This window comes from Alkalibacillus haloalkaliphilus C5, from assembly GCF_000269905.1.
GTDB classification, from domain to species: Bacteria; Bacillota; Bacilli; order Bacillales; family Alkalibacillaceae; genus Alkalibacillus; species Alkalibacillus haloalkaliphilus_A.
Genome location: NZ_AKIF01000112.1, coordinates 1 through 9,807, shown reverse-complemented (window position 1 = coordinate 9,807; position 9,807 = coordinate 1). Strand labels below are relative to the sequence as shown.

Below are 9,807 nucleotides of genomic sequence, written 5' to 3'. Positions count from 1 at the left end.
ACTTGACTCACCGTCAAGAGCAAATTTTAGAGATTGTCAAAAAGCATGGACCGATAACTGGAGAAAAAATTGCAGATGAATTAAATTTAACTAGAGCGACATTAAGGCCAGACTTAGCCATTTTAACTATGGCTGGATTTTTAGATGCAAGGCCAAGGGTTGGTTATTTTTATACAGGTAAAACAGGTAGTGAACTACTTACTGATAAAATAAAAAAGTTATCAGTTAGGGACTATCATTCGGTACCCGTTGTTGTAAATGATCAAGCAAATGCATATGACGCGATTACAACGATGTTTTTAGAGGATGTAGGTACTTTGTTCGTCGTGGACCAACATGGTATTTTAGTGGGAGTGCTTTCACGTAAAGACTTATTAAGAACAAGTATGGGACAGCAAGACTTAACCGAAGTGCCGGTACATATTATAATGACCCGATTACCAAAAATAAAAATATGCCAAAAAGATGACTTGCTAATTGATGCAAGTATTAAGTTGATTGAAAACCAAATTGATGCACTACCTGTTGTTCAAGAGAGTGATAAAGGATTAGAGGTCATTGGACGTTTAACGAAAACGAACATAACAAAAGCTTTCGTAGAACTAGTCAAAAATGAAGACGTTTAAAAGGGGGATTTATTATGCACCCACAAACTTTTTACATTATTTCAGATTCTGTTGGTGAAACAGCAGAGTTAATGGTAAAAGCAGCATTAAGCCAATTCGTTGACTCTAATGTACAAATACAAAGGATACCATATGTAGACGATTTCGAAACATTAGAAGAAGCAGTTTATACGGCTAAAGAAAATAACAGTTTATTAGCGTATACGTTAGTTAAACCAGAATATAGACAAAGAATAGAAACGTTATCTGCCGAATTAGGAATTGTGGCATTAGATTTATTAGGACCACTAATCGAAAATATAACAAACTATCTCGGTCAAGATCCTGTTTTAAAACCTGGTTTAGTTCACAAGTTGGATGAAGATTATTATAAAAGAATTGAAGCAATTGAATTTGCTGTTAAATACGATGATGGTCGCGACGCAAAAGGAATCTTAAAAGCTGATTTAGTATTAATTGGTGTATCACGTACATCTAAAACGCCACTATCGCAATTCCTTGCTCATAAAAAGTTAAAGGTCGCAAATGTACCTATAGTTCCAGAAGTAGAACCACCTGAAGAACTATTCCAAGTACACCCGAATAAATGTATCGGTTTAAATATCAGTTCAGAAAAGCTGAACCATATACGAACTGAACGTTTAAAATCATTAGGATTAGATGGCTCAGCAAATTATGCACAAACTGAACGAATTAAAGAGGAAATTAATTATTTCAACAAAGTAGTAGACAAAATTGGTTGTAAAACAATCGATGTTTCGACAAAGGCTGTTGAAGAAACTGCGAACGCTATTTTAAATACAGTGAAGAAATAATCTCAAAGCGAAGCATTTGATGGAGCGGTGATAAAAGTAAAACCCGAACGAAGTCATTCTCTGATTTCGTTCGGGTTTTGTGTGTTAGTGTTTAAGATAGTACTAACCTCAACACATGAACATGTAAGGTCAAATTCTTAATCGCACCCACAAATAAAAACTAGTTATATCGAAAATATTGTAGTTGAAAACATCTAACTAACATAATAAAATGTAGTATTGTCGAAAACTGTTTTAATTCACGACAAATTAAAACAAACTATTAGCATTAAAGCTAATTTTAGGTTATAATTCATATTTGTGATGAAATTTCAGTAATTGTTTAAACTAACGTTTAATTAGTTCCTTTTACTTGAAAAACACTCTGAGTAATAATTTATATAAATATGTCGATTAATGAAGGGATTTATATTCTTTTATCGAATATCAAATAATATGGTGATGTATATGCAACAGAAGATCCCTGAAGAAATTATTGATCAAATTGTTACTAAAAACGATATAGTTGATGTGATTGGTGAGCATATACAACTGACGAAAAAAGGCCGGAATTATTTCGGACTTTGCCCTTTCCATGGTGAAAATACACCTTCATTCTCAGTGTCGCCCGATAAGCAAATCTTTCATTGCTTCGGTTGTGGCAAAGGTGGGAATGTCGTTAAATTTATTATGGAATTGGAATCCATTACGTTTAGAGAAGCTGTCCAATACTTGGCAGACAAAAGTGGTGAATCACTGCCAGAACAATATGTGCAAAGTTCAAACCAACCTGCTCTATCTGAACAAGAAAAATCAGCTTTAGATGCTTATGAATGGTCCTCAAAGTTGTTTCACCATGTCTTACGTTACACAGCTGAAGGAAAAAATGGGCTCAAATATCTAGAAAATAGAGGATTTAAGCAAGGTGATATCGAACAATTCCAATTAGGGTACTCGCCAAATAAAGATCAATTTCTTTCGACATTCTTACATAAAAAAGGTTTCCAGCTTACAAATTTATTGGATGTAGGTTTATTAAGTAGTCGAGATGGGAATACCTTTTTTGACCGTTTCAAAGGGCGAGTCATATTTCCAATCCAAAACCATCAAGGAAAAGTTGTCGGCTTTGGTGGCCGGGCTATAGAAGATGGTGTTGAGCCAAAATACTTAAACAGCCCTGATTCTAAGCTTTTCCAAAAAGGGAAACTTTTATACAACTTTTATGAAGCAAGAAAGCATTTTCAAAAAGAGAAGGAAGTTATCCTATTTGAAGGGTATGCTGATGTCATTAAGGCATCCCAAGCGGGTGTCTACAATGCAGTTGCAACGCTAGGTACAAGCTTGACTAAGTACCAAGCATCACTACTAAAACGGTATGTTAATCGAGTAGTCATATGTTTTGATGGCGATAAAGCTGGTAAAGATGCAAGTTATCGAGCTGCTCAAATGTTAAAAGACGTTGAGTTGGATGTTTTAGTTGCAAATGTACCATATCAACTAGATCCTGATGACTTCATTGATACTTATGGACCAGAAAAGTTTCAGAATCAAGTGTTAAGAAATGCTGAATCCTATATAGCTTTTGCACTAAATTATTTAAAGAAGGATTACAACCTTCAATCTAAAAATGATCAATTAGATTATATAGAGAAAGCACTAGATTTAATCGCAACAGTAGATCATGCAGTTGAAAGAGATGTTTACATTAAAGAGTTAGAAGAGACTTTTGACTTATATCGAGAAACTCTCGAGAATGAAATTGCAGATCGTAGAAGAATAAATCAGAAGCATATTGAACAAGATAATCGTGTTAAGTTTGAGGAAAATAAAGAAAAACGAACTAAAAGAGCTGAAAAAATATACCCAGCTTATCAAAATGCTGAACGATATTTAATTGCTCATATGCTACAAAATAACTACGTTGCCAATCAAGTACAGGATCAATTAGGCTCTAAATTTAATATGCAAGAACACCAAGTATTAGTCACATATTTATACGCATATTATGAGGAAGGGAATGAGCCGAATGTTGGTCGCTTTCTGGAACGTTTACCGGATGAATCGATAAAACAGTTAGTTTCAGAATTAGCTGTTTTACCTATAAATGAATCATTAGAGAGAGAAGAATTAGATGATTATTTGTTTGCGATCTTAAAAGAGGCTGATGTCGATCAAGAAATTAGATCTCTAGAAAAGATGTTAAAAAACGCAGAGAAGGAAAATGATCCTAAATCTGCAGCACGAATAGGTATGAAAATCCTAGAATTGAGGAAGAAAAGTAATAAATCCAAGCTATAGCATTTGGTTTGGAAGGAGGGGTATCATGCTGAAAAGCCAATTGAATCAAAAGAGGTTGCACAAGACCAAACACAAGATCAAACACAGGATCAGGATTTAACTGTTGAACAGGCTAAAGAACAATTGCTGGAAATGGGTAAAAAACGAGGTGTACTCGTTTATGAAGAAATTGCTGATAAATTAGGACATTATGAACTTGATTCAGAACAGATGGATGAGTTTTATGAACAGATGGCAGATCAAGGTATTGATATTATCGGTGAGAATGATGACCCTAACATTCAAAAAATTGCAAAAGAGGAAGAGTTCGACTTAACCGATTTAAGTGTACCACCTGGTGTGAAAATTAATGACCCAGTTCGTATGTACTTGAAAGAAATCGGGCGAGTAGACCTATTATCTGCTGATGAAGAAATCGAACTTGCAAACCGAATCGAACAAGGTGATGAAGAAGCAAAAAGACGTTTATCCGAAGCTAACTTAAGGTTAGTGGTTAGTATCGCTAAACGTTACGTAGGTCGTGGGATGCTATTTCTTGATTTAATCCAAGAAGGTAACATGGGTCTGATCAAAGCAGTAGAGAAGTTCGACTATAGAAAAGGGTTTAAGTTTAGTACGTATGCAACATGGTGGATTAGGCAAGCTATTACAAGAGCGATTGCTGACCAAGCTCGTACGATTCGTATCCCTGTACACATGGTTGAAACGATTAATAAGCTCATTCGAGTGCAACGTCAACTATTACAAGACTTAGGTCGCGAACCAACTCCTGAAGAAATCGCAGAAGAAATGGACTTAACACCTGATAAAGTTCGTGAAATTTTAAAGATTGCACAAGAACCAGTGTCACTTGAAACACCAATTGGTGAAGAAGATGATTCACACTTAGGCGATTTCATTGAAGACCAAGAAGCGACATCACCTTCTGATCATGCAGCTTACGAGTTGTTAAAAGAGCAACTAGAAGATGTTCTAGACACTTTAACAGACAGAGAAGAGAATGTTCTAAGGTTACGTTTCGGTTTAGATGATGGAAGAACTCGTACACTTGAAGAAGTTGGTAAAGTATTCGGAGTAACGAGAGAGAGAATTCGTCAAATTGAAGCAAAAGCGTTAAGAAAGTTAAGACACCCAAGCCGTAGCAAACGACTAAAAGACTTTTTAGAATAACCTCACTACTCTGCGGAGGTGTACGATGGGGAATGACAATCGAAATCAAGTGATTATCGATGAAATCAAGCATTGGAAACAAAATAAATTGCTACCTGCAGAATACTGTGATTTTTTATTGGCACTATATACGTATGGTGAAGGAGTAGAAGAGAGTACGCCATCAAACGGAGAACATCAACAATCATTTTTCTTTTATGCTGATGTATTCCTTCTCGTACTCCTTCTACCTCTTTCTTTATATTTGTTGACGATGTTTGATTATAATATATGGTTAGAAATGGTCTTATTCTTAGGGATAATAGTGATAATTTTAGGGCATTTACTTTGGTATAAAGAGAGGCATCAATCGTTAGTTCATATTCCCATTATGTTATTGTTTTTGGTGTTTCTAATTGGAACGATTTCATTCATTCATACGTTATACGGACAAGGCCTAGTATTAAATACAACTATTCTCTTTCACTGCATTGTATGGGTAATAGTAGGCGTCGTTCTTAGATACCATTATTTGCTCGCTTCTGGTATTATAGGCATGCTTTTATTGCTATCGATTATATTTTTATAATAATTTCACATTTTAACCCTTTCCGACAAACGTTTTTTAAAGTAAAATATATATAGTTTTGTGTATACATAATAGCTAACGTAAGGAGGAAAAAACAGATGAGCAGAAACCCAATTATTCCATACGTAACAATTGCTACTCTAGGTATCATAGCAATGATTGTTATGGCCGGTGTTGGTTTAGATCAAATGCGCCATGCTGAAGAAGCAACTGAAGAGACAGAAGAAGCTGCTGATAACCCAGAAGCTATTTACGAAAATAACTGTCTATCATGTCACGGTGGAGATTTAGAAGGTGGAAGTGGACCAGAGTTACAGAATGCTGGCGATCGTTTCTCACTTGAAGAACTAGAAGACATTATCTCTAATGGTGTTGAAGGAAGTTCTATTATGACAGGAGATTATGCAACGAATGAAGAAGCTGAAATCCTTGCTGAATGGCTTATGGAGCAATAGACCATAGATTAAAGTCCAGGAGCATGTTTGTAAGTCAACCTTGCAGACCAATGTTTCTGGACTTTTGTTTTACAAAAATAGAAATAGGTGACAACAATGAAAGAATTTGAGTTATCAAAGAGACTAGAACAAGTAAAACAAATGATTCCTGAAGATATAAGCTGTGTTGCGGACATCGGCTCTGACCATGCTTACTTGCCTTGTAAAGTTTGTCTAGAGCAACCAAATGTAAAGGCGATCGCTGGAGAGGTAAATGAAGGTCCGTATTTTGCAGCAGTCAAACAAGTTGAGGCAATGGAATTGTCTAGACGAATTGACGTTAGATTAGGTGATGGTTTGAATGTCCTATCACCTGAAGAAGTTGACTGTGTTACGATTGCAGGCATGGGTGGAACGTTAATTACAAACATTCTAAGAAACGGCATTAACAAGTTAAGTAAAGTTAAAGCCTTAGTGTTACAACCAAATATCGATGCGAGCTCTATTCGAGAGTTTGCGATTGAGCAACAATATGACATTGTAAGCGAAGATGTAATTGAAGAAGACGGTTATATTTATGAAATCGTCGTATTAGAGCCTGCTGATGATGGAATATCATATTCTGATAAAGAAATTTATTTAGGTCCTATTATGTTACAATCAAAAAATGAAGCCTTCTATAAAAAGTGGAGGCATGTTTTTAAGAAGAAACAGTCAATTATCACTCAAATGAAACAAGCTTCAGAACCAAATTATGAGAAAATAAACCAGTTTGAACAACAGTTAATGTGGATTAAAGAGGAGGTATTCAAGTGAATCAGGTTACTGTAAAAGATGTTATTTCAATGGTAGAAAAGAAAGCACCTAAACATTTAGCTTTTGAAGGTGATCCAATTGGTTTACAAGTAGGTGATCTTAATCAAAAGGTAAGCAAGGTTATGGTTACGTTGGATGTACTAGAAGGTGTCGTTGATGAAGCAATTGAAAAAGATATTGACTTAATCGTAGCCCATCATCCTTTAATATTCAAACCTCTTAAGTCTTTAGATTTAAATAGCGAAAAGGGTAAAATCGTTAATAAATTAATCAAACATAGCATAACGGTTTATGCAGCGCATACGAACTTAGATATCGCTAACGGTGGCGTTAACGATATGTTAATGGAACAATTAGGGATAGAAAGTGATGGGGTTGTTGTATCAACTGAGAAAGAGCGATTATTTAAACTTGTCATTTTTACCCCAACTACACATGAGAACGAAGTAAGAGATGCTTTAGCTGAGTCTGGCGCTGGCCATATTGGTAATTATAGCCATTGTACATTTAATAGTGATGGATTTGGCACTTTTAAACCTCAAGAAGGAACTAATCCATATATTGGTTCAACTAATGAACTCGAAAAAGTGGATGAATTACGCATGGAAACCATTGTTCCTGAATCCCTTCTAGATCATAGTATTAAACTTGCTAATGAAGCTCATCCATATGAAGAAATGGCTTATGATGTATATCCATTACACTTAGACGGAGAAGAGAAAGGTTTAGGTAGAATCGGCAAATTAGAGCAGCCAAGAACACTAGAACAGTTTGCAAATGAAGTGAAACAAACCTTTAACGTCCCGCAATTACGATTTGTCGGTGATCCTAATAAGAAGGTGAATAAGGTTGCTGTAATCGGTGGTGATGGAAATAAATATATTAACCAGGCTAAAAGAAAAGGGGCTGATGTGTTAATTACAGGTGACGTTTATTATCATACAGCTCATGATGCATTAGGTATTGGCCTAGGAATGATCGACCCAGGTCATCATATTGAGCAAATTATGAAGCAAGGATTAAAAAATCATTTACAACAAGAAGCTAACAAAGACAAAATGGGTGTTCAATTTGTTTCTTCTGAACAAGTGACTGAACCATTTCAGTTTCTATAAGACTGTTAAATGAATATTTGAAATCTTTTTATTTTTTGGAGTGTTGTTGACACTACGGCTACTGCTTGGTAACCTACTAATAATATTTAGGAAGAAAGGGGAATGGTTAATCGTGTGGGAAGAGAAGTTTGCAAAAGAAGGTCTAACATTTGATGATGTACTATTATTACCAGCTGAGTCAAATGTCGTACCACGAAGTGTAAACGTTAATACGAGCTTAACGAGCACTTTAAATCTTAAAATGCCGATGATCAGTGCTGGTATGGATACCGTTACTGAAGCTGAGATGGCAATTGCAATGGCTCGAAATGGTGCTTAGGTGTTATTCATAAGAACATGTCAATCGAAGAACAAGCTGACCAAGTTGATAAAGTGAAGCGTTCTGAAAGAGGCGTTATTACGAATCCTTTTTATTTAACGCCAGACCATCAAGTGTTTGATGCTGAGCATTTAATGGGGAAATATCGTATTTCGGGTGTGCCGCTCGTTAACGATGAAGAAAGCAGAAAGTTAGTAGGAATTATTACGAATCGTGATCTGCGTTTTATTCAAGATTATTCAATTGCTATTTCTGAAGTCATGACGAAAAATAACCTAGTTACAGCACCAGTCAATACTTCTTTAGATGAAGCTGAAGGCATACTACAAAAGCATCGAATTGAAAAGCTTCCTTTAGTTGATGACGAAGGGACTTTAAAAGGTTTAATTACAATTAAAGATATCGAAAAAGATGTAGAGTTTCCTGATTCGGCAGTAGATACTCACGGTCGCTTACTTGTTGCTGCAGCTGTCGGTGTTTCTGGAGATACGTTAGTAAGAGTGGAGAAGTTAGTCAATGCTGGCGTTGACGCATTAGTTATTGACACTGCTCACGGTCATTCAAAAGGCGTATTAGATACGATTAGTCATATACGCGAAAAGTATCCTACTGTAAACTTAATCGCTGGTAATGTAGCGACTGCTAAAGGAACTAAGGCATTAATTGAAGCGGGTGCTGATGTCGTTAAAGTGGGGATCGGTCCTGGGTCAATTTGTACGACACGAGTTGTAGCAGGAGTAGGTGTACCACAAATTACCGCTGTTTATGATTGTGCAACAGAAGCTAGAAAGCACAATGTACCTGTTATTGCTGACGGAGGTATTAAGTACTCTGGTGACATGGTAAAAGCATTAGCTGCAGGTGGACATGCTGTTATGCTAGGCAGTATGTTAGCAGGAACAACAGAAAGTCCTGGTGATATTGAAATTTATCAAGGTCGTCGCTTTAAAGTGTACCGCGGAATGGGTTCAGTTGCTTCTATGGAGAAAGGAAGTAAAGATCGTTACTTCCAAGAGGAGTCAAATAAGTTTGTTCCAGAAGGTATTGAAGGACGTGTTGACTATAAAGGACCGGTTGCAGAAACGCTATTCCAGATGGTTGGCGGTATACGCTCAGGAATGGGCTATTGCGGAGCAGGTTCATTACATGACTTAAGAGAAAAGTCACAGTTTGTAAAGATTACTGGTGCTGGCTTAAGAGAAAGCCATCCACATGATGTTCAAATAACGAAAGAAGCACCAAACTATTCAGTATAATTTTAAAAACGATTAACCATAAAACCTTTTACGATAATATGGCTTCATATATACTCGCCAATAAGGGGTGAGAGTCTCTACCGGGTTGCCTTAAACAACCTGACTATGAAGGCAGATAACGATACAATTCTGCCTTTCTCCCCCTTTGATGGCAGAGTTGTATTTTTTTATGGTTAATGTGTAATGATGTAATTAAAAAGGTGGTACGAGATTATGAATACGATCGATGAAAAAATTATCGTCTTAGACTACGGTAGTCAATATAATCAGTTAATTACGAGAAGAATAAGAGAACTAGGTGTTTACAGTGAATTATACTCTAATAAAATTACTGCAGAAGAAATTAAAAAACTGAATCCAAAAGGAATTGTTTTATCAGGTGGTCCTGGCAGTGTATACGATGACAATTCA

9 protein-coding genes, 1 pseudogene and 1 riboswitch are annotated in these 9,807 nt (G+C 36.1%); all 10 genes and pseudogenes read left to right on the top strand.

Translation table 11 applies throughout. The annotated features are described in order from the left end of the window. The first annotated feature begins 2 nt into the window (after positions 1-2). Complete coding sequence (gene ccpN / locus A194_RS0111545) at positions 3-626, top strand: transcriptional regulator CcpN (RefSeq protein ID WP_029425218.1); 624 nt, start codon at positions 3-5, stop codon at positions 624-626. Positions 627-640: 14 nt separating this feature from the next. Next, entirely contained in the window at positions 641-1,441 is an 801-nt protein-coding gene (locus A194_RS0111540; protein ID WP_017186996.1) for a pyruvate, water dikinase regulatory protein, read from the top strand. Positions 1,442-1,888: 447 nt separating this feature from the next. Continuing rightward, positions 1,889-3,718, top strand: coding sequence for a DNA primase (gene dnaG, locus A194_RS0111535; protein WP_017186995.1), 1,830 nt, complete (start codon positions 1,889-1,891; stop codon positions 3,716-3,718). Between the two features lie 3 nt (positions 3,719-3,721). Continuing rightward, a complete protein-coding gene (gene rpoD, locus A194_RS0111530; protein WP_017186994.1) occupies positions 3,722-4,888 on the top strand; it encodes an RNA polymerase sigma factor RpoD in 1,167 nt (388 codons plus the stop codon). 25 nt (positions 4,889-4,913) lie between these two features. Then, positions 4,914-5,456, top strand: coding sequence for a hypothetical protein (locus A194_RS0111525; RefSeq protein ID WP_017186993.1), 543 nt, complete (start codon positions 4,914-4,916; stop codon positions 5,454-5,456). A gap of 98 nt (positions 5,457-5,554) precedes the next feature. Then, entirely contained in the window at positions 5,555-5,911 is a 357-nt protein-coding gene (locus tag A194_RS0111520; RefSeq protein WP_017186992.1) for a c-type cytochrome, read from the top strand. Between the two features lie 96 nt (positions 5,912-6,007). Then, a complete protein-coding gene (locus A194_RS0111515; protein ID WP_017186991.1) occupies positions 6,008-6,706 on the top strand; it encodes a tRNA (adenine(22)-N(1))-methyltransferase in 699 nt (232 codons plus the stop codon). Beyond that, positions 6,703-7,821 carry a Nif3-like dinuclear metal center hexameric protein gene (locus A194_RS0111510; protein ID WP_017186990.1) on the top strand — a complete coding sequence of 373 codons (1,119 nt, stop codon included), beginning with the start codon at positions 6,703-6,705 and terminating at the stop codon, positions 7,819-7,821. The genes A194_RS0111515 and A194_RS0111510 overlap by 4 nt, the downstream gene beginning before the upstream one ends. A 112-nt stretch (positions 7,822-7,933) precedes the next feature. After that, a pseudogene (guaB, locus tag A194_RS18275) lies at positions 7,934-9,396 on the top strand (IMP dehydrogenase). Between the two features lie 24 nt (positions 9,397-9,420). Beyond that, positions 9,421-9,522: riboswitch (purine riboswitch) on the top strand. A gap of 87 nt (positions 9,523-9,609) precedes the next feature. Continuing rightward, a partial coding sequence (locus A194_RS18270; RefSeq protein WP_040402785.1) for a glutamine amidotransferase-related protein occupies positions 9,610-9,807 on the top strand: 198 nt, incomplete at its 3' end.